20 protein-coding genes are annotated in these 20,854 nt (G+C 34.5%); 6 read left to right on the forward strand and 14 right to left on the reverse strand.

Annotated elements, in window-relative coordinates; translation table 11 throughout:
* The first annotated feature begins 2 nt into the window (after positions 1 to 2).
* From EM308_RS03390 to EM308_RS03400, 3 genes are all read left to right on the forward strand, one after another.
* Positions 3 to 773 carry a type 1 glutamine amidotransferase domain-containing protein gene (locus EM308_RS03390; RefSeq protein ID WP_035636339.1) on the forward strand — a complete coding sequence of 257 codons (771 nt, stop codon included), beginning with the start codon at positions 3 to 5 and terminating at the stop codon, positions 771 to 773.
* 86 nt (positions 774 to 859) lie between these two features.
* On the forward strand, positions 860 to 2,023 hold the full coding sequence (locus EM308_RS03395; protein ID WP_035636341.1) for an iron-containing alcohol dehydrogenase: 1,164 nt from the start codon (positions 860 to 862) through the stop codon (positions 2,021 to 2,023).
* A gap of 285 nt (positions 2,024 to 2,308) precedes the next feature.
* Positions 2,309 to 3,304 (forward strand): NAD(P)H-dependent glycerol-3-phosphate dehydrogenase, encoded by a 996-nt coding sequence (locus EM308_RS03400; RefSeq protein ID WP_035636343.1) that lies wholly within the window; start codon positions 2,309 to 2,311, stop codon positions 3,302 to 3,304.
* A gap of 165 nt (positions 3,305 to 3,469) precedes the next feature.
* Here EM308_RS03400 and EM308_RS03405 read toward each other — a convergent pair whose 3' ends face one another.
* Entirely contained in the window at positions 3,470 to 3,877 is a 408-nt protein-coding gene (locus tag EM308_RS03405; protein WP_035636345.1) for a hypothetical protein, read from the reverse strand.
* Positions 3,878 to 3,958: 81 nt separating this feature from the next.
* Positions 3,959 to 4,978: a phenylalanine--tRNA ligase subunit alpha gene (gene pheS, locus EM308_RS03410; RefSeq protein ID WP_035636348.1), complete on the reverse strand. Its 1,020-nt coding sequence runs from the start codon at positions 4,976 to 4,978 to the stop codon at positions 3,959 to 3,961.
* Between the two features lie 552 nt (positions 4,979 to 5,530).
* Between pheS and EM308_RS03415 the strand changes: the two genes are divergently transcribed.
* Entirely contained in the window at positions 5,531 to 6,388 is an 858-nt protein-coding gene (locus tag EM308_RS03415; RefSeq protein WP_035636350.1) for a leucine-rich repeat domain-containing protein, read from the forward strand.
* 504 nt (positions 6,389 to 6,892) lie between these two features.
* Here the strand turns inward: EM308_RS03415 and EM308_RS03420 are convergent.
* A complete protein-coding gene (locus tag EM308_RS03420; protein WP_035636352.1) occupies positions 6,893 to 7,249 on the reverse strand; it encodes a hypothetical protein in 357 nt (118 codons plus the stop codon).
* Between the two features lie 188 nt (positions 7,250 to 7,437).
* Here EM308_RS03420 and EM308_RS03425 point away from each other — a divergent pair, with 188 nt between their 5' ends.
* On the forward strand, positions 7,438 to 7,938 hold the full coding sequence (locus EM308_RS03425; RefSeq protein WP_035636354.1) for a CvpA family protein: 501 nt from the start codon (positions 7,438 to 7,440) through the stop codon (positions 7,936 to 7,938).
* A gap of 133 nt (positions 7,939 to 8,071) precedes the next feature.
* Here EM308_RS03425 and EM308_RS03430 read toward each other — a convergent pair whose 3' ends face one another.
* From EM308_RS03430 to EM308_RS03480, 11 genes are all read right to left on the reverse strand, one after another.
* Positions 8,072 to 8,818 (reverse strand): tetratricopeptide repeat protein, encoded by a 747-nt coding sequence (locus tag EM308_RS03430; protein ID WP_035636356.1) that lies wholly within the window; start codon positions 8,816 to 8,818, stop codon positions 8,072 to 8,074.
* Between the two features lie 93 nt (positions 8,819 to 8,911).
* On the reverse strand, positions 8,912 to 10,657 hold the full coding sequence (locus EM308_RS03435; RefSeq protein WP_035636358.1) for a BatD family protein: 1,746 nt from the start codon (positions 10,655 to 10,657) through the stop codon (positions 8,912 to 8,914).
* 89 nt (positions 10,658 to 10,746) lie between these two features.
* Positions 10,747 to 11,499, reverse strand: a complete 753-nt coding sequence (locus EM308_RS03440; RefSeq protein ID WP_035636361.1) for a tetratricopeptide repeat protein — start codon at positions 11,497 to 11,499, stop codon at positions 10,747 to 10,749.
* A gap of 67 nt (positions 11,500 to 11,566) precedes the next feature.
* A complete protein-coding gene (locus EM308_RS03445; protein WP_035636363.1) occupies positions 11,567 to 12,598 on the reverse strand; it encodes a VWA domain-containing protein in 1,032 nt (343 codons plus the stop codon).
* Positions 12,599 to 12,663: 65 nt separating this feature from the next.
* Positions 12,664 to 13,044, reverse strand: coding sequence for a GxxExxY protein (locus EM308_RS03450; protein WP_035636367.1), 381 nt, complete (start codon positions 13,042 to 13,044; stop codon positions 12,664 to 12,666).
* A 70-nt stretch (positions 13,045 to 13,114) separates the two neighbouring features.
* Positions 13,115 to 14,116, reverse strand: coding sequence for a vWA domain-containing protein (locus EM308_RS03455; protein WP_035636370.1), 1,002 nt, complete (start codon positions 14,114 to 14,116; stop codon positions 13,115 to 13,117).
* Positions 14,116 to 15,738 (reverse strand): hypothetical protein, encoded by a 1,623-nt coding sequence (locus EM308_RS03460; protein WP_035636373.1) that lies wholly within the window; start codon positions 15,736 to 15,738, stop codon positions 14,116 to 14,118. The genes EM308_RS03455 and EM308_RS03460 overlap by 1 nt, the downstream gene beginning before the upstream one ends.
* A gap of 110 nt (positions 15,739 to 15,848) precedes the next feature.
* A complete protein-coding gene (locus tag EM308_RS03465; RefSeq protein ID WP_035636376.1) occupies positions 15,849 to 16,208 on the reverse strand; it encodes a four helix bundle protein in 360 nt (119 codons plus the stop codon).
* 126 nt (positions 16,209 to 16,334) lie between these two features.
* Positions 16,335 to 17,198 (reverse strand): DUF58 domain-containing protein, encoded by an 864-nt coding sequence (locus EM308_RS03470; protein WP_035636379.1) that lies wholly within the window; start codon positions 17,196 to 17,198, stop codon positions 16,335 to 16,337.
* Positions 17,199 to 17,279: 81 nt separating this feature from the next.
* Positions 17,280 to 18,284, reverse strand: a complete 1,005-nt coding sequence (locus tag EM308_RS03475; protein WP_035636381.1) for an AAA family ATPase — start codon at positions 18,282 to 18,284, stop codon at positions 17,280 to 17,282.
* 402 nt (positions 18,285 to 18,686) lie between these two features.
* Positions 18,687 to 19,529, reverse strand: a complete 843-nt coding sequence (locus EM308_RS03480; protein ID WP_035636383.1) for a DUF4382 domain-containing protein — start codon at positions 19,527 to 19,529, stop codon at positions 18,687 to 18,689.
* Between the two features lie 180 nt (positions 19,530 to 19,709).
* On the opposite strand from EM308_RS03480, the gene EM308_RS03485 reads away from it, so the two are divergent.
* Positions 19,710 to 20,849: an ATP-binding protein gene (locus tag EM308_RS03485; protein WP_035636385.1), complete on the forward strand. Its 1,140-nt coding sequence runs from the start codon at positions 19,710 to 19,712 to the stop codon at positions 20,847 to 20,849.
* Positions 20,850 to 20,854: the final 5 nt, after the last annotated feature.

The following is a 20,854-nucleotide window of genomic DNA, read 5'->3' on the forward strand; positions in this document are numbered from 1 at the left end:
TCATGAAAAAAATAACTGTATTAGCGATTCTAGCATTAGCCATAAGTGGCTTTGTGGCAACCGCGCAAAAACAAAATAATAAAAAGATGAAAAAAGTATTATTTGTGGTTACCAGTCACGATCAACTGGGAAACACTGGAGAGAAAACCGGATTCTGGACAGAAGAATTTGCTGCGCCTTACTATGCTTTATTGGATAAAGGTGTTACTATTGATATTGCTTCGCCAAAGGGAGGACAACCGCCTATTGACCCGAAAAGCTCTGATCCATCATCAGCAACCGAAGACACCAAACGATTTGATGCCGATGCCGTTTTATTGGAAAAACTAAAAAACACCAAAAAACTATCCGATGTCAATCAAGCAGATTACGATGCAGTTTTTTACCCAGGCGGCCATGGCCCGCTTTGGGATTTGGTTGAAGATAAAAATTCGATCGCTTTGATTGAGTCATTTTATACGCATAAAAAACCTGTAGCCTTTGTATGCCACGCTCCTGCCGTATTAAAAAATGTAAAAACTAACGGGCAATTTTTGGTAAAAGGTAAAAAAGTTACCGGATTTGCCAATACCGAAGAAGAAGCTGTTGGCTTAAGCAAAATTGTTCCTTTTTTATTGGAAGATGCGCTAAAAACAAATGGAGGAATTTATAGTAAAGTAGAAAATTGGCACCCGTACGCGGTGGAAGACGGATTATTAATTACCGGACAAAATCCAGCGTCATCCAAACTGGTCGCTGAAAAATTATTGGTTCAATTAAATTCAAAAAAATAACAGAAAGTCGCTAAGAATCTGAGATTATAAGTTTCTAATTTTTAAAGCTTAGACTCTTAGCAACTTAATATCTCAAAAAACACATTATGCTAAATTTCGAATTATACAATCCCACCAAATTGGTTTTTGGGAAAGGACAAATAGAAAAATTACCAACATTAATTCCTTCAAATGCCAAAATCCTTCTGGCTTATGGAGGCGGGAGCATTTTTAAAAATGGCATCCACGAGCAAGTCCGAAAAAGTCTTGAAGGATATACTATTATTGAATTTGGAGGAATTGAAGCCAATCCGCATTTTGAAACTTTAATGAAAGCAGTTGCGATTATTCGAGAACAAAATATTGATTTTATCCTTGCTGTTGGAGGCGGAAGTGTTATTGACGGGGTGAAATTTATTTCGGCAGCCGTTCCTTTTGAAGGAGACCCAATTGACATTCTCAAAAAGAGGATTCTTTTCAAAGATGCTGCCAAAGTAATTCCTTTTGGTACCGTTTTGACGTTGCCCGCAACTGGAAGCGAAATGAATTCGGGCTCAGTAATTACCATAGCATCGACTCAAGAAAAGTTAGATTTTGGAGGCTCGGCTTTATTTCCAAAATTTTCTGTTTGCGACCCAACTGTCATTCAGTCTTTACCTAAAAGACAATTGCAAAATGGGGTTGTTGATGCTTATACCCATGTTTTAGAACAATATTTAACTTACGTACACAAGGGTTTTTTACAAGACCGAATTGCAGAGAGCATTTTGCAAACCTTAATCCAGATAGGTCCCGATGTAGTTGATAATCCATCAGATTATGATTTGGCTGCTAATTTTATGTGGAGTTGTACAATGGCTCTCAACGGTTTAATCCAAAAAGGAGTTCCAACAGATTGGGCCACCCACATGATTGGTCATGAATTAACCGCCCTTCATGGAATCGATCATGCAAGGACTCTGGCCATAATAGGTCCAAACCTATACAAAGTGATGTTTGAAACCAAAAAAGAAAAACTAGCTCAATATGGAAAACGGGTATTTAATTTAAAAGGAACGGATAATGAAATTGCCACGCAGGCAATTGAAAAGACTGTAGCTTTTTTTCATACTATGGGAATGAAAACCCTGCTTTCTGAAAATGCCGAAAACTTTGATAAAACTGCCGACTTTATTGTCGATCGTTTTGAAAAAAGAGGTTGGAAAGCATTGGGGGAAAAACAAAATATTACTTTGGATAAAGTAAAAGAAATAGTGTTGTTGAGTTACTAATTTCGAACCAAAAAAAAGGCGTTCACTTAACCACAGTGAACGCCATTCAAAATACTAAAACAAAACTAACTAACTCAATATTCATATTTAAATCCTAAACAATTTATTCATAATCACTTACAACGCATGTTTTGCATTAATATTGTATAAATTCTAAAAAAGTTACACATAATATGTTCTTTTGGCAAAATCTTTAAAAACTTCAATAAATTCAAGGCTTATCAAAAAATTTAATTTGTGTTATTGGTATATTTTTAAGTACTTTTGGTGAAATTTAATAAAAAAATGTCCGAAAATTTAAAATTTGCAGTGATTGGTGGCGGAAGCTGGGCTACAGCTATAGCAAAAATGTTGTGCGTAAATCTTCCTGAAATTTCATGGTATATGCGTAATGACGCCGCTATAGAACACATTAAAGCCCACAAACACAATCCAAATTATTTAAGTTCTGTAGAATTTGACAATACTAAACTCAAACTTACCAACGATATCAATGAAGCTGTTGCTTATGCCGATTACATCATATTTGCAATTCCCTCTGCTTTTTTGAATAGTGAGCTAGAAAAACTAACAGTTTCCCTAAAAGACAAAATAATTTTTTCTGCCATAAAAGGAATTGTTCCGGAAACCAGTTTGATTGTTGGAGAGCATTTTCATTACAAATATGATATTCCTTATTACAATATTGGCGTAATCACAGGGCCTTGCCACGCCGAAGAAGTTGCTCTCGAAAGACTTTCGTACTTAACGATTGCCTGTGGTGACCCCGACAAAGCCAGCATCGTTGCCGGAAATTTGTCTGGCAACTATATCAAAGCCAAAATCTCTGACGATATTATTGGGACGGAATATGCCGCAATGCTGAAGAACATTTATTCTATTGCAGCGGGGATTGCCCACGGATTGGGTTATGGCGATAATTTCCAATCGGTGATTATGAGTAATGCGATTCGGGAGATGAAAAAATTCATCAAGAAAGTACACAAAATGAAGCGTAACATTAATGATTCGGCTTATTTGGGTGACTTATTGGTTACGGGTTATTCTATTTTTTCCAGAAACCGAATGTTCGGAAATATGATTGGGAAAGGCTATACGGTAAAATCGGCACAAATGGAGATGAGCATGGTTGCCGAAGGTTATTATGCCGTCAAAAGCGCCTACAAACTTAATCAGGGTTACGGCGCAAAAACCCCTATCATCGATGCTGTTTACAGTATTTTGTATGAAGGAAAAGAAGCAAAAGCGGTGTTTAAGAAACTGACTGAGGAATTGGATTAGATAGCAGTAATCAGTATTCAGTTTTTTAGTGTTCAGTTGGCACCGAATCTGAAAATACTTTTCTACAAATAATAATAAAAGGCATTTTCTTGAATTGGAAAATGCCTTTTTTGTTCTATTTACTCCAGTTAATCACTGAATACTAAAAAACTGAATACTGTTTACTTATTTCACAATAACCCCATCAACGAATAAAAGCGGTACTTCTTCCACATCGGTTTCATTGATGCTATTGGCTTTAAAAATGAATTTTTTATCATATAAAGTATTTCCGATAAAGTAAGTCACCATAAACTCATTGTTGAGTGCCAATACGCTTTTCTCGATCATTTCAATTTTTACTACAGAAACAGCTGGAATTTCAACAAACGCGTGACGCAACAATGATGTCTTTTTCATTTCGCCATCGATTGTTCCAAAGGCTTTGGAAACCACCATAACGCTGTCAAGTTGAAAATCACTGTCGTTTATCAAATAAGCATACCATACTTTTTCCATAAAATCGTCGCTCCATTCTTGAACGGCGGCTAGGAATACGTTTTCTACTTTGGGAACAATAATATCTTTTTTCATTGTAATCAAAAATTATGAAACCAAAAGTCGAAAGTCCCACATTGAAACTTTCGACTTTTCACTTTCGACTTAAATTATAAATTATATACTTGCCTTAAATTGCTCCAGGAAACGCACGTCATTTTCATAAAACATACGGATGTCGCCAATCTGGTACAATAACATCGCGATACGCTCGATTCCCATTCCGAATGCAAAACCATTGTACTCGTCTGGATTAATGTCACAGTTTTTAAGCACATTTGGATCTACCATTCCGCAACCCATAATTTCCAACCAACCGGTTCCTTTGGTGATACGGTAATCGGTTTCGGTTTTTAAACCCCAATAAATATCCACTTCGGCACTTGGTTCGGTGAACGGAAAATAGGAAGGTCTCAATCGAATTTTGGATTTCCCAAACATTTCTTTGGTAAAATATAAAAGTGTTTGTTTCAAATCTGCAAAGGAAACATCCTTGTCAATGTACAATCCTTCTACCTGATGGAAAATACAGTGAGAACGAGACGAAACGGCCTCATTACGAAAAACTCTCCCTGGAGAAATCGTACGAATAGGCGGTTTGTTGTTCTCCATGTAGCGCACCTGCACGGATGAAGTGTGGGTACGCAACAAAATATCAGGATTCGTCTGAATGAAAAAGGTGTCCTGCATATCGCGTGCCGGATGGTATTCTGGCAAGTTTAATGCGGTAAAATTGTGCCAATCGTCCTCAATTTCAGGACCTTCGGAAACGTTGAATCCGATGTTTGAAAAGACATCGATAATTTGGTTTTTTACTAACGAAATAGGATGACGCGAACCTATAATTGACGGCTCGGCAGTGCGGGTCAAATCTCCGTAGATTCCTTTGGCTTCTTCTTTGTCGGACAAGGCTTCCTGAATGGATTTTACTTTGTCTTCGGCTGACGTTTTAAGTAAATTGATTACTTGCCCAAATTCCTTTTTTTGGTCGTTGGGCACGTTTTTAAACTCCGCAAAAAGATCTTTCAACAGCCCTTTACTTCCTAGAAATTTTATTCTAAATGCTTCTAGCTCTGCAGTATTTTGCGTGGAGAATGCCTGAGCCTCACCAATATATTCTTTTATCTTATCTATCATTATATTATAATCTTATCAATACTTTACAACATTTACTAAAATTAGTGGGGTTAAAAGTGGGTGATTTTTATAAAAATTGAATTACAAACTCTATATTTATTGCACAAAGATAATTAAATTATAACAAAATGACACAGAAAGTAATTTTACAGACAAAGAATAAAGATGATGATTTGCACGCTTTTCATTTTATGATACTATACTGTTTTGTATTCCGATATTCAATTCTATTATCCTCAAAAGATAATTTTTCAAAAACATTTTTCATATTTAACTGAATGAATGACAAACTACACTTTTTAAAACATAGTCGGATTAAATTTATACAACTTCAATATCATTTTCCTCTAGTATGTCAATTTCATTTTAAACTAATTCCCCATCCAAAACTTCTATTGCTAATCTAAATTTTTTCCTATTCAAACCGTGGCAATCTATAAAAAAGCAATCTAAATAGTGTTAAAAAATTTATATATTGCAATTCAACGGTTATTATTGCATTATAGCGAGTTTTTATTTATTTTTTACTAACTTAGCTCAATAAGGAAAACCATGAAAAATATCTTTGCATTATTTCTTATCGTTGCTTTTTCAATTTCAATATCAGCACATATCATTCCGAATTCTGAAAAGAGTGTTTTGATAAAATTATATCAAAGTACAAATGGCAACCAATGGAGAGTGAAATGGGATTTGAAAGCTCCAATTTCCTCATGGCACGGTATTAAAATTCAGCACGACCATGTGGTAGGTATCAATCTTTCCAATAATAATCTTGTTGGTACTTTGCCTGTGGAGTTAACTGAATTAGAACATTTAGAAGTATTAGATCTGTTCATAAATCAGATTTCAGGGACAATTCCGGAAACGATTGGAAATTTGAAAAGTTTAAAAGAATTAAATCTATCATTTAATATGTTGTCGGGCACGATTCCAAATTCTATTTGTGAAATCCCTAACTTAAAAGTATTATGTATTTTTACGAATAATCTTTCTGGTGAATTGCCTAGTGAAATAGGTAATTTAAAAGAGCTAGAAATTCTTTCTTTACTATATAATGGATTATCGGGTAAACTTCCAGTTTCGTTATATCAATTGAAAAACTTAAAAGATTTATTATTAAGTAATAATAAATTTTCAGGAAGTATCAGTCCTAGTATTGAAAACATGAAAGAATTAGAAAATTTAACTCTTTCAAATAATAAAATGAATGGTGAAATTCCTTTTAATATGGTTAAATTAGAAAAATTGCAAAATCTTAATTTGTCTTTTAATTCATTTTCGGGAACAGTTCCAAAAGCCTTAGCAGAAAAAAAAGACTTTGATCTTACAATGAAAAATGAATTAGAACAATCATACCTCTTGGAAGTGATAGATAATGCAAAAGTGGGGGTGGTAGTAGATGAATGAAAGTAGAATAGATGTGTCTTTTTAGTCTATCACACCGTTTAGAACATTTAGCCCTTTCTCAAATAAACTTTTAGCTTGGTCAACTTCATTTTGGGTGACCGAGTTTACTTTTGTTGGTACAAACATCTCTCTTATATCTAGTATTGATTTAATAACAAAAGAATAAAATTAATAAACAAAGTTTTTCAAAGTTGATTAAACAAGCTAAAAGCAAATTAGTTTATGTAAGTAATTTTGGAAGGTGGGGTGATAGTGGGGTAATTTTTAATCTAAAATAAAAAAAACATTACTGAGTTAATTTTATAATCTCTTTATTTACAATTGTTTTTATATGACTTAATAAATGAAAAACACATAATTATATTCTTTTATCTTATCTATCATTTTCATTCCGTAATTGAGAGTGCAAATTTAGTTTTTTTTAGTGATTAGTAAAAAGTAATTAGTGATTAGGCTAAAAAATTTTAGCAATAGAGCTTATTACTAATTACTTTTCACTAATCACTAATCTATGACTTCTTTCTCCAGAAAATAATTAACTATGGCTTCTTTCATCAAAACAGATTGTTCGCCGGCCTTCAATGCTGGTAATTGCTCTTTTACTTTATAATGAGGCCAACCGTCTTCGTCAAAATAGTCGAATTCGTAAAACCCGTAAGGTTCTAATAACCGGCAGATGGCGATGTGCATCAGGTTGAGTTTCTCATCTTTTTTGAATTCTCGATGAATCTGACCAAGTTCCTGTACTCCAATCAAATAAATAATAGCATCCAAATCCAAATCCTCGCCTTGCGAAAATTGGTTGGAAAGTATATCGACAAGCCGTTCCCAGCGTTCTTTCAGTTGTGTGTCTCTTGACATCTTAAGTTTTGAGTTTAAGGTTTAGGGTTTAAATTGTTTCAATCTGAACTCTAAAATCTAAAATTATTTCAGCAAAGATAACAACTGTGTCTCTGACTTCTCTATTTTCTATTGGCTAATTTTCGATTCTCTTCTCACCATTCATCTCAATTCTTATATCTTTGCACCTTTAATTTTAAACCAAAAAAATGAGCTTTTTTGATATTATCATTGGTGGATTCCTTTGTTATTCTTTATATAAAGGAATTCGCAACGGACTTTTTGTAGAATTGGCCGGCTTTGTTTCTCTAATTTTAGGAATTTACGTTGCCATAAAATTTTCGGATGTTTTAAGAGATGTTTTATCGGGTTGGCTACATTGGAATCCTTACACTATTCAGGTATTTGCTTTTATCCTAACTTTCATAGTGGTGGTTATCGGAATTTATCTGATGGGAAAATTCCTGACCGGATTGGCCGATTTTGCCTTTTTGGGTTGGATGAACACTCTTGGCGGCGGTTTATTCAGGGTGTTAAAAACCGTGCTAATCATCAGTGTGTTTTTTACGATTTTTGAAAAAATCAACTACCATAATTTTTTGGCAAAAAAAGAAACGCTGGATAATTCCATTTTCTTTAACCCTATTCAAAAAACTGCTGGCTTTATTTTTCCGTCTATTGAAAAATGGTATGATAAAGCGAGGAAGTAGTTTTTAGATTGCAGTTGGCAGATTGCAGTTTCAAAACACACAGCCCATAGTTGAAACTATGGGCTGTTGTATTTTATCTAAATAGTAACAAATGCCTTCTGCATCTGAATTCTGCTTTCTGCTTTCCACAAAACTAATCCTTCACTTCTTTAATCGCCAGTCTATCTATCCAACCTTCGGTTCCATCGGTCAATTGAATTTTTTTCCAATTTCCTAATGTTTCGTCCACATATACTTTGGTTCCCGCATGAAGGACAAAAGTCGTAGAACTTCCTTTTTGCGGTTCGCTTCTTACCTCGGCAGATTCGGCAAAAACAATAGCTGGTCTTTCGTGGTCATAATGGCTTTTTTCGAAAAAAGCTGCCGAAACGCTCATTAAAAGAAACAATAATATGACAAACATTCCCACGAAGAAAATCCTTTTTACGGTTACTGTCTGATAAAAATAATATCCCATAAAGAACGACAGAAACAAAAATGCAAACCCAATAGAAATCCATGCCCAAGTGTCGAAGGGATAGATTCCTGTAAAATCCCGAAGCAGTTTTGCAAAACCTACTTTTGGAACCACTTTGATTTCATCTATCGTTTGTTTTTGGACAAATTTTATATTGTTCAAAGCTTCTCTATTGGAAGGATCCAAAACCAAAGCCTTTTCATAATTATAGATTGCCGGAGCAATTTGATGTAACTTATAATAACAATTTCCTAAATTAAAATACAATTCAGCCGATTCTTGGTTGCCTTCCAAAACAGCTTCATACGCTTGGGCTGCTTCGGCGTATTTTGCATTTTGGTACAAATCGTTTCCTTTTTTGAAACCAGATTGCCCAAAGAAAACCTGTGTGGTTAATAATAGTATGTAAAAAATATTTTTCATTTTTTTTAGTTTCTAAGATTCTGAGACACTAAGATTCTGAGGTTCTGAGATTCTAAGTTTCTTAGCATCTTAGAAACTTAGATTCTCAGCAACTTAGATTTGTTTTTCCAATTCTGAAATGATAGCTACGGCTTTATCAAAATCATGCTGTATCGTTGCACTCGATGATGGTGCATATCTGGCAATTTCGCAATTTTCGGTAAGAGCAATAAAATGATTTACCGCTTCTGGACTTGCTTTTCTGGACAACAGCAGTTCACGAATATTGTCTTTGCTCATTTCCGAAGTTTCGATATGCAGTTTGGCTTTTAAGAAATTATGCATCGCTTTCTCCAAAGCAACATAGAAAGGCTCCTTGTTGTTGATTTGCTTTTTGGCTTCTGATAAATATTTCTTCGCCAATCTATTATTCATTTTGATTCGGTTACCAAAAACATCACTTTCTATTGCTTCTTTTTTCTTTTTGAAAAGAACAATTATCGGAAGCAATAAAAACGGCAGGAATAATAATGCATAGAATTTATTGGAACCAAAAAATACTGGTTCATTCTTTGCAACAAGATCTGTTTTTAAGTCAATAAACTGAAACTGTTCCACCCCTCCGATTCTGTTTTTCCCACTACTTGCTGTTGTTGGAGTTCCAGCTGTTTGTGCAGGTCCGCCCAGAACGTTTATTTTGATTTCCTTAGAACTTATTGTTTTATAGCTTCCTGTACCTAAATCAAAGTACGAGAAATGCATCGGTTTTATAATATAATCTCCTTTGTATTGTGGGATAATAGTATAAGAATCCGAGATTTTACCCGTCATCCCAGACAGTGGCGTATTCACTTTTTCGTCGTGTACTGGATCATACATTTCCAAAGCATTTGGCACTTCGGGTTTTGGCAAATTAAATAGTTTCAAATTACCTGTCCCTGTCACGCTCAAAACCAAATCCAGACTTTCTCCGTTTTTCAACGTTGTTTTGGATGGAATTGCCCTGAAGTCAAATTTCCCAACAGCTCCTGTAAAATCAACTGGTTTTCCGGTTTCTGGCAACGGTTTTACATTAATCATTTTAGATCCCGCAGAAACCCTTTTGTTGTCTTCTGTCAAGATAACTCTTCCAAACATGTCCCTACGGTTTGTTGGCAATTGCACACCAATGTCTAACGAAAGTGGCTCAATAAGAAGCTTCCCGGATTTTTGAGGATACAAAACGGTTTTGCGTAAAACCACAAAACGATATTGTTCCCCTTTGAACATTCCCTCTTCGGCAACCAATTGTTTGATGTCAATATTTTGGTTCCAAAAATCATTGTATTTTGGTTTAGCCAGTTCCTTAAAACCTGTAATTCCTATATTGTTGAAATACAATTTGTACACCACCGTAATAGGTTGGTTTATATATGGGTTTGTATTTGAGATATCGGCAACTAAATACAAGTTGTCATCGGCAGAAATCTGCGAATCATTTGGATCTCTTGGCTGTTCTGTAGCTGCTGTCACATTGATTCTGATGGGTTGTGTCTTGTAAATCTGCCCATTATATTCAATCATTGCCTGTTTGATTACCAAAGATCCTTTTTGATTTGGCAGCAAAAAATAAGAATAGCTTTTTTCGAAAGAAGTTTTTCCGTTTATCCAAGACTGACTTACCTGCTGACTTGGGCCGGCAATAATTCTAAAGCCTTCAAAAGAGGGTTGCACAAAATTATCTCCATCAATATTCATCACAAAATCGATACGAAGTCTCTCGTTGAGTCCAAGCGTCGTTTTGCTCACCCTTGCCTCAAACTGCACTTGAGCCAAAAGTCCCTGAAAACATAATAGGAATAAAATTAAATATCGTTTCATTACTTATTTTTAACTTTTTGGGGGGATTTTGAAATTCTTTAATGTTGTTTAAAATGGTTTAAGGTTGTTTAAAGTTTAAACCTTTTTTCTTACCAGTCTTTCTCTGTTTTCACTGGAGAACCTTTCATTTTATTGGCATTTACCTTGTCTTGTATTTTCTTTTCTTCATTATTAACGGCGTCCAAAAGATTGTCTGTTCGTTGTTTCGATATATCACTAGGTTTTGGTTTTGGTTGTCCCTGATCATTTTTAGGTTTATCTTCTTTTTTATTTTGATCACCCTCTTTTTTGTCGTCCTTTTTATCTTTATTATTGTCTTTATTCTTATCGTTTTTGTCGTCTTTTTTGTCCTTATTTTTGTCTTTATCTTTGTCTTTGTTTTTATCTTTATTCTTATCGTTTTTTGGTGGCGGATTATCTTTCAGCATTTTTTTGGCCAAAGCATAATTGTAACGTGTTTCTTCATCTGTTGGATCATTTCGCAAAGCATTTTTATAGGCTTCTACAGCTTGGGTATAATCTTTCTCTTTCATGAAAACATTCCCCATATTATGAAACGCTTTGTGTTTTTGGGGTCTTGTTTTCAGGCTTTTCAAAGCATTCGCATACGCAAATTTGGATTCCGAAAATTGATTTTGTCTGTAAATAGAATTTCCCAAATTATATGAAGACACTGTTCTGCCTGGGAATTTAGAATGTGAAATTCTATAATCTGCTTCGGCATCCGCAAAATTTTTGGCTACATATTCTTCATTTGCTTTTGGCAAAACTTTATCTTTCTCTTGGGCGTTGGCCACAAAAGTTAAAAGCAATAGTAGTAGGTATATAATTCTATTTTTCATTTTCTTTAAGATGTTCCTTTCAAAGTAGTAACTAACAAATACATCACTAGTTATCTTGATTTTCTTTTTATTTATTTTCGTTAAATAAATTCAGTTTGTTTACCCAGCTTGTTTTTCTTTCCAGGAAGAAAACATCCACAAACAACAATACAAACCCAAATCCTAAAAACCATTGAAATTGTGATTGGAAATCGGCCATTTGCGTAGCTTCAAATTCTGTTTTTTGAATTTTATCCAATGCCGCTTTTATATATTCCAAAACTTCTTTGGTATTATTTCCGTATACATAACCTCCTTTTGTCGCCTTCCCGATTGCCTCCAAATTTTTGGCATCGAGTTTTGTCACAACAATATTTCCTTCGTTGTCTCTTTTATAACTTTCGACAACTCCATTTCTTTTCAAAGGAATAGTGCCTCCTTTTTCGGTTCCAACTCCTATGGTTATAATTTTTATCCCTAGCTTATTGGCCTCTTCGGCAGCGGCTTCGGCTCCTTCAGAGTGGTCTTCTCCGTCTGAAATCATTATCAACAACTTGCTCGTTTTTTTGTCATCAAAAAAAGTAGCCGATGTTTTGATGGCTTCATCAAGTGATGTTCCTACGGATGAAACCATATCGGTATTTGTGCTTTGTAGAAACATTTTGGCAACACTATAATCAGTCGTGATGGGCAGCACCGGAAAAGCGTTTCCTGCATAAGCCACAATTCCTATTCTGTCATTCCCCAACTGATTAATAATTTGTGATACGATTTGTTTGCTTTTTTCCAAACGACTTGGAGCAACATCTTCACAAAGCATACTTTTGGAAACATCCAATGCAAATACAATGTCGATTCCTTCCCTTTTTACAGTCTCCACCTTGGTACCAATTTTAGGGTTTACCAATCCTAAAATCAAGGCTATTAATCCCAAAAGCAAAACGGTCAATTTCAAAAAAGGCTTAAAAACAGAGCGTTCAGGGCTTAGTCTTTTGATTACTTCTAAATCTCCAAACTCACGTTGTTTCTTTCTTTTCCAATATAAATTAAACAGGAAAAGTACCGCCACAACTGGCAATATAAAAAGAAGGTATAAATATTTTGATTCGTCTAATTCCATTTTATTTAACCACTAAGGTCACTAAGTTTTCACTAAGTTCACAAAATTAATTGTAAAACTATCTTTTATAAAGTTCCATTTATTACTCTTTTAACACCATTCTTCAATAAATTAACATTGAAATTAATTAACAATCCTAATTTACAATTTGACAATCTTAAGTAAGTTAACAGCTGAGCCAAATGAACATCATTCAAGGCCTCAACAGATTTAATCTCAACAATAAATTTATTTTCGATAATAATATCTATTCTATATCCTGCATCCAGTTTCACATCTTCATAAACCAGAGGTAATTGCTTTTGCTTCTCAATTTTTAAATTGTGCTTTTTTAACTCATAAAACAAACATTCTTCATAAGCACTTTCCAATAAACCTGGCCCCAAAACCTGATGAACTTTTAATGCACTTTCAAAAACAATTTTTGATATATCGTTTTCGCTCATATTTATTTTGGCTTTTTATTTCGTTTACTTTGTGCCCTTTGCGCATTCTCTGTGTACTTTGTGTTTAAGCCTATAAAAAACTTCTATACACAGTGTTGCGTAAACCTATTTCCAATAATAGTAAAAACCCGGCAATTAAAGCAAAAGGTCTGAATTTTTCGTCATAATCATAGAATTTTAATTCTTCTATTTCGGTGGTTTCCAATTTATTGATTTCGTGATAAATCTGTGCTAATTTATCATTGCTCGTGGCTCTAAAATATTTACCACCTGTTTTTCTGGCAATGCTTTTCATTAGTTGTTCATCAATCTCCACCTTCATCATTCGGAAAATCAATTGTCCGTTTGGCCCAAGTGCATACGGTGATTCTGCCATTCCATTGGTTCCAATTCCGATAGTGTACACTTTGATTCCGAATTGCTGTGCGATGTCCGAAGCAGTGTCTGGCTCGATAAATCCGGCGTTATTAACACCATCTGTCATCAGAATAATCACCTTACTTTTGGCTTTACTGTCTTTCAGACGGTTTACGGCGGTGGCCAATCCCATCCCGATTCCCGTTCCATCCACCAAAATATTATCATACTTTATACTTTTGATAGCTTCCTGAATAACGGCTTTGTCGCTTGTAACCGGGGATTTGGTATATGCTTCAGAAGCATAAACCACCAATCCTATTCTGTCGTTTGGTCGTTCATCCACAAAATCGGCTGCAATACTTTTTAGCGCTTGCATTCGATCTGGTTTAAAATCCCTAGCCAACATACTCCCAGAGACGTCAATTGCTAAAACGATATCGATTCCCTTCGTAGTTTTTGTTTTATTGCTAATGTCAACCGTTCTGGGTCTTGCCAATGCTATGATCAAAAAAGACAATGCCAATAATCGTAAAACGTCCAATCCTGGTTTTAATTTTGTCAACAAAGATTCTGATCCTTTGAATCCTTGAAGCGAACTTATTTTTAGTGTCGCCGATTGTTGATTTCTTTTCCAAACAAGCCAAACAATAGCCAATGGTATTAAAAGAAACAACCAAAAAAATTCCGGATTTAAAAAGGTTATTTTTTCCATTAGTTACCTGCTAATTTAAGTTCTACAGAATTCATCACTCGGTCCGTCAATTCCGTTGCATATCGATCCCCTTCTTCATGAAGAATCATAATTTGCTGTAATCCGCCTGCTTGACCAAAAAGCAGAATTTCATAATACATTTTGGTGCTGGATTGACTATTCCCGTCAATTCTTGTAAAAGTTCCGTATCCTTTTTTACCCGTTATACCACTATTGGTCTGGAAATCCTCTTCTTTTACAATCATATTTTGTGCGCCTTGAGTCTCCAATATTTTCAAAGAACTTTCAATACCTTTGGACAAATCAAGTGTTGTCTCCTGTTTGAATTTCATTGTAGAAACCATGATGTAAAAATTATCCAACAGGCTTCCATACCCAAAAGACTGCATCTCTTTTATAAGTGCCATTCCGTCTTTTGGTAATGTTTTGGTTAAATCGATTCGTTTTAAAACCTTTGGCGCTTCTATGACAACACCTGGATTTCCATACTCACTTTTAACCCATTCTCCCTCAACCAATTCTTTCGTCGGATGTCCAAGAATATTATCTTTTACATAATTAAATCCTTTGGTTACAACAAAGAAAAATGTAGTGGCAAACAATAAGAAAACAACAGAACCAACAGCAATTGCTATACGTTGGTTTCTTTTTTTCTTAAGCATGATTTGGATTTGCTTTTGTCTTTGAGCTTCATTCAATATGGAATCTTCCTCAATTGGAACTTCTACAGGAATGGCTTCATCAAGTGTCAAAATCGCTTTTTGAATTTTATTTCTATCTTCGGTGATTTCAAATTCCAAAGGTTTTGACTTGGCAAATTTCACTAAATCGGCCTGTTTCAAAACGGTAAATAAATTATCGATTGTCTCTTGCGAAAGCTTCATTTTTTTCTTTTGCGAAGCTGCTTTAAGTCCTTCAATCAATTCTGAAGTGGTGCTTTCCATCGCTGGAATTTCAATGGCTTCTTCAATATAATTTCGAGTAATATCTGTCAATTCACTGTAATAAGCCTTCACCTCTCCGTGTTGCCAAAGTTCTTTTTTCTCTAAAGTATTGAGTAAACTTGTGGCTTTTTCGATAGGTGTTTTATAAACTTCCTCTTCGATTTTTTTCTTTTGACGGATTTTGGTATACCAATAAATAAAAGCTCCAATTCCTAAAATCAATAGGATTGCTAAAAGATATTTCCACCAATCACTGGATTCCTGAACTTTGACAATATCCTTGATGTCAAACATTTTTTGTTTCAACGTATCCACCTGAATATTGGCAACCTCAACTTTTATCGAATCCGATAAAAACTCCTTATTGTTTATTAAAATTTTAATGCTTGGAATGGTGTATCTTCCCGAATCAAATTGGGTCAAACCATATTTTTTAATCAATTCGTATCGGTCGTCTTTTTTTACAGTATCAACAGGATATGATTGGATTACCTCAAGCGCGCCAATGGTTCTTAGTTTTGGGAAAACAACTTTGGATAAGGTATCAACAGACGTTTTTAAAGTCAGTTTGAACTCGGCTCCAATTTTATTCTTTGTAGTATCAATGCTGGTAACTACTTTTTGCTGTGCAAAAACAGCAGTAGTAAACAGTAGGTATATCAGTATTTTTCTTAACATTAATTACGGGGAATTTTTATTTTTGATTTTAGATTTCGGATTAACGATTTTAGATTTTAGATTTTAGATTTTACTTCGAACGAAAATTGTTTTTTAATCCAAAAAGTACATTATTTCAAATTTGTTTTTGCTGTTTTTATACTTGTCACGAAAATAGAAATCAACTCATTTACTTCTGTTTTTGCCATCATTAAATTATTTAAATCAGATGTTAAACTTGATTTTTCAACTATTCTTAGACACACGAAAGTTTCTCTTAATTCTTTTAAACAAATACCCATTTTATGAATAAAGTCTTTTGTGCTTTCTGCGCTCTGAGCCTCACCATAATTTAATGCAGGCGAAGTTCCAGATCGAATGATTTGCCCTCCTAAATGATTGCCAGCGTAGTTTCCTTTAAACATACTTGCCACGATTATTATATTAGCTGCAAAATCTATTAATCTGTTTTCAAGCTCTTGTTTATTCATTTAATATCATTTATCAAAATTCATTTTCTGAAGTTAATCCCAAAATATCTGAAATCAAAAATCAAACCTTTTTATAAGTTCCAACAAATCTGAAATCAAAAATCGTTAATCTGAAATCACAAATCATTATCTCGATTTAAAATAGCCTAACAATTTGGTCACATAACTTTCATCCACTCTTGTATTCACAACTCCTGCGCCCGATTTACTGAAAGTTTCCTTGAAATATTGAACATTATCATGGTAGAATTTTTCATAATTCATTCGAACCGATTTGGAGCCCGTATTAATCAATCGGGTTTCTCCGGTTTCGGCATCAAGCATCGGCACCATCCCTAAGTTTGGCATTTTTTGCTCTCTAATATCATAGACACGAATACCTGTAATGTCATGTTTCTTCGAAGCTATTTTCAATGTATGTTCGTAATCTCCCGACATGAAATCGGAAATAACAAACACAATGGCTTTCTTTTTTTGTGTTCCCGACAAAAATTTCAAGGCTTGTGCGATATCTGTTTTGTAACTTTTGGGTTCAAATTCTATCAATTCCCGTATGATACGCAACACGTGCGACCTTCCTTTTTTTGGCGGAATATACAATTCTATTTGGTCCGAAAACAAAATCAATCCAATTTTATCATTGTTTTGAGTAGCCGAAAAAGACATTGTCGCAGCTATTTCGGTGACAATTTCTCTCTTAAACTGATTCTTGGAACCAAAACTTTCTGAACCCGAAATATCAACCATCAACATCATGGTTAATTCTCTTTCTTCCTCAAAAACTTTGACATGCGCTTCGTTGTAACGTGCGGTTACATTCCAATCGATAGCACGAATATCATCACCAAACTGATACTGACGCACCTCACTAAAAGTCATTCCACGCCCTTTGAACGAAGTATGGTATTCTCCCGAAAAGATATGATCGCTCAGCCTTCGGGTTTTGATTTCTATTTTGCGTACTTTTTTTAAAAGCTCTTTTGTATCCATTTTTAATTTGTTTAAAGTTTAAAAGTTTAAGGTTTCAAGTCCGTTTTAAACAACTTGAAACTTTAAACATTAAACAAATTTTTAAGGTACTTCGATTTCGTTTATGATTTTATTGATAATGTCAACAGATGTAATATTTTCGGCTTCGGCTTCATAAGTAACACCGATTCTATGACGTAAAATATCATGAACTACGGCACGTACATCTTCAGGAATTACATAACCGCGACGTTTAATAAACGCATAACATTTTGCAGCAGTCGCCAAGTTAATACTTCCACGTGGTGATGCTCCAAAACTGATTAAAGGTTTTAAATCTGCCAATTTATATTTCTCTGGGTAACGTGTGGCAAATATAATGTCTAAGATGTATTTCTCGATTTTTTCGTCCATGTAAACCTCACGAACCGCTTCTTGGGCACGCAAAATTTGATCTACAGAAACTACCTGATTTACTTTGTCGTAGCTTCCTTTTAGGTTTTGACGAATAACCAAACGCTCGTCTTCCATTTTTGGATAATCGATAACTGTTTTTAACATAAAACGATCGACTTGTGCTTCTGGCAATTGGTAAGTTCCTTCTTGCTCAATTGGGTTTTGAGTTGCTAGTACCAAAAAAGGTTTGTCTAATTTGAAGGTGCTGTCACCAATGGTCACTTGCTTTTCCTGCATCGCTTCCAGCAAAGCTGATTGTACTTTGGCAGGAGCACGGTTAATCTCATCAGCAAGAACGAAATTGGCAAAAATTGGTCCTTTTTTGATTGAGAACTCGTTTTGCTTAATATTATAAATCATGGTTCCAATAACATCGGCTGGCAACAAGTCGGGAGTAAACTGGATTCTGCTGAAAGATCCGTGAATAGCCTGTGACAGCGTATTGATGGCTAACGTTTTTGCCAATCCGGGAACCCCTTCCAACAAAATATGTCCCTGGCCCAACAATCCGATCAACAGTCTCTCGACCATATGTTTTTGCCCCACAATAACTTTGTTCATTTCCATAGTGAGGAGGTCTATAAAAGCACTCTCTCTTTCTATTTTTTCATTGATTGCTCTAATGTCTAAAGTCGTTGTATTTTCTTCCATCTGTTTATATTTATGCTGTAGTTTTTTTGTCTGGTTTATTTAACGGTGCAAATTGAATTTTTTTTTAGACGTATGATGTTAAAAAATGGTTAAAACTTCTGTCAACAAACTAATTTTAAGGACGAATTATGATAGTATTTGCCTATTTTTAAGAACAATTTAATACAAAAATTAAATAGGAAGATTTCCCTAAAAAATTAAAAGCGAAACTACCAAAATAAAACCATCAGAAAAATTCCATTTTTCAAAATTATTTAGGCACAATGACTTGGAAAAACTGGGGCAAAAACCGTAAAACATTTCAAATGATTTAGCTGATGAATGTTTGCTTTCAAAACAGAATTAGTTAAAATGAAAACAGCCCCAAATGTAGGAGCTGTTGATATTTTTTAAGATAATTTTTTATTGACTTGGAAGCAAAATAGTATTACCTGCATTAGTGGTTTTTCCGTCACTTACAATAATATCCGGAATTGTAACTTCAATGTAACCTGATAAAGGGTCGGGAGTAAATTTAACATCATACATACCAGCAGGAATTCCATTAATTTGATAAACACCTTGTTCATTAACATAAGCCGATATTTCACTATTATTGAACATTACTGATGCCTTAACTTTATAACCCAAAGGGGTGACTGTTCCTGTTATGCTACCCAAACTGACAGTGGCAAAGACCCTAATCACAGGATTAAGATTAAAATTTCCCGAATTCCCTGCTTTCACAATCGATTTGTCAACATCAAAATCCAAGGTAAAATCATAGGATGTATTCGGTTCCAATAACTCATCAACTACTAATTTTAGACCAGATTGATCTGCACTTGGAGTATTCAACGGGTAAGTAACTCCATTTTTAACAATAGTATTATTTTCTCCAAGCAATAATCTAATTTGACCCAAACGACCCGATGGAATTAAGGTATCGGCAACCAATGCGCTAAAACCACCTGTAAGACTCATAATGTTGTACATAACCGGTTCAGTAGCAACACCTATACTTACCCATCCACCATCATCACTCGGATCTAAGTTACTTTTTATCAAAACATCAACCACCTCCAGATTGACCTCGTCATAATCTCCTGGTGCATCTGTTAATCTAATTTCAATTTTTGAATTTCCTGCAGTTGGTTGAGCAGGAAGACCAGAAAAAGATTCATCGCTATTGTCACAAGCGGTAAGGAACAAAATTAACAATATAATTATGGGGCAAATAGACGTATAACCTTTAATATTTTTCATATATTTAAAAGTTAAATTGAACAAAAAACCATAATTTTAGTTGAACATATTGCTACAAAATTCAAAAAATGATACGTTTATATCATTTTTTAGACTTGTTAAAGGACTAGTTGAAATTAATGATTAAATACTTGAAACACAACTATTTAACTTTTATTTAGAACATAAAAATTCACAGCAATGATTAACAAGCGTCTTCTTATAAAAAATTTACTAGCTCATAATGATGAGTGTAGTTTTTATGACAAAAAAAGACAGCTTAATTTGCATTCGAGAGAAGGAAAAGCCAAGTTTCTGAAGCACATTTGTGCCCTGTCCAATTCAAACCCAACCAATAACTCCTATATAGTTGTGGGGGTCGAAGACGAAAGCAATCAAATAGTAGGAGATGATTTTTTTGATGACAGCAGGATTCAGAATTTGGTAAATGCTTTTCTTGAGAATCCACCCAAAATCCAATATGAAAACGTTCCTTTCCCTAATTTGCCAAAAGACAAAGTCGTAGGACTGGTAACCATAAAACCAAACAGTAAAACTTCTTATTTTAAAAAAGGAATTCACACCATTCCTATTAATACAGTTTTCATCCGCCGCGGCAGCAATACAATGCCTGTCGAAGATGAAGTCGAAAAAAGCCATCAAAATACTGAAACCGTTATCGGCATCGAAAACAATTCTAGAAACAGCATCAAACATACTCTTGACGGTGTGATTGATTTTATGAATTTTCGACACAAAGACATGGCGCCAAAATATAATGTCTTCAAAGAATTATTTGTCATTTGCTGGGCCGGAATCGAAAAAAAATCAAGAAACAAAACCTTTCTGTCTAGGGTTGACATTGAGTTGATTAACGAACAAATCAAATTATTTTATTCTGCGCAGGATGTGGTAGAAATTACCTATGACGATGATAGCTTTACAATTATCGAATATGTTCCTTTGGGCTTGAATGATAGGACCAGTTACTATCCTCTTGAACTGCAAACCATTCGTTTTCATGATAACGGTTATTATAAAATTGACCGGAAAATGCTTTTTGAACCGCCCGAATACAATAAGAAAATGTTGTATCACATTTATAATTCGAATATGGCGTTACTCAATAAACTGGAAAAAAACATCAAATTATCTGATCGGGAGAGGAAAGATCTAGATCATTTACCATCTACTTTTATGATTTGTTACCTCAACAGTTTTGAAGATGCCAAACAAAAATTAATTGATGCCAAAGAATTATTAAAACCATTTCCGCAAGTCTATCTTTCATTTAAAGAAGCATTGCGAATCCTAAGGAAAATGAAATATGATGTGCAATAACCTTT

Origin of the sequence: Flavobacterium gilvum, assembly GCF_001761465.1 — a bacterium.
GTDB lineage: Bacteria > Bacteroidota > Bacteroidia > Flavobacteriales > Flavobacteriaceae > Flavobacterium > Flavobacterium gilvum.